At 64.6% G+C, this 319-nt stretch carries 1 protein-coding gene; it reads right to left on the reverse strand.

The genetic code is table 11. From position 1 onward, the window contains the following. A partial coding sequence (locus ACT3TS_RS19805; RefSeq protein WP_444533233.1) for a transposase occupies positions 1-319 on the reverse strand: 319 nt, incomplete at both ends.

Genomic DNA, 319 nt, shown 5'->3' on the forward strand with positions numbered 1-319 from the left:
GACCGTCATGCCACCGGCGTAGAGGGAAATGATCATTTCATCGAGCCCGCCGATGCGGCGGGAGCCCTTGGGCACCAGGGCCGGTTGGAAAGACCCATCCCGGTCCCGCGGCGTCGCTAGGGCTATGTCGCCGATCTCTGATGCCACCGTTTTCGGTGTGAACCCGTTGCGGGAGTTATTCGGCGACGTGTCGGAACGCTCGCCCTTCTCATAGCCCAGATGGCCGGCCATTTCGGCCTGCAAGCCACGTTCCAACACGGCCTTGACCATCTCGGGCAGGAACCCGCCCTCGCCCGTGAGCTGCAGCGTGCCCTGGTCA

This window comes from Specibacter sp. AOP5-B1-6, assembly GCF_052376555.1.
Lineage (GTDB): Bacteria > Actinomycetota > Actinomycetes > Actinomycetales > Micrococcaceae > Specibacter.